Below are 407 nucleotides of genomic sequence, written 5' to 3'. Positions count from 1 at the left end.
GTCGAACCTGTAGACGACAAGACCCTGCTGGAGAATGCCATCAAGGGCATGCTCAGCAACCTTGACCCGCACTCCGCCTACCTGGGTCCGGAAGATTTTGCCGAGCTGCAGGAAAGCACCAGCGGTGAGTTCGGCGGCCTGGGCATTGAAGTCGGCGCCGAAGACGGCAATATCAAGGTGGTCTCGCCCATCGATGACACCCCGGCGTCCAAGGCCGGCATCCAGGCCGGTGACTTTATCGTCAAGATCAACGGCCAGCCGACCCGCGGCCAGACCATGACCGAAGCCGTCGACAAGATGCGCGGCAAGATCGGCCAGAAAATCACCCTGACCCTGGTGCGCGACGGCGGCAACCCGTTTGACGTGACACTCACCCGCGCGACCATCGTGGTCAAGAGCGTGAAGAG

1 protein-coding gene is annotated in these 407 nt (G+C 61.9%); it reads left to right on the top strand.

Features of this window, described 5'->3' with window-relative positions:
• On the top strand, positions 1 to 407 hold a 407-nt coding region (locus FCS21_RS16625), incomplete at both ends, for a S41 family peptidase (protein ID WP_138624547.1).

This window comes from Colwellia ponticola (assembly GCF_005885605.1).
GTDB classification, from domain to species: domain Bacteria; phylum Pseudomonadota; class Gammaproteobacteria; order Enterobacterales; family Alteromonadaceae; genus Colwellia; species Colwellia ponticola.
This window is presented reverse-complemented; position numbering and strand designations above follow the sequence as displayed.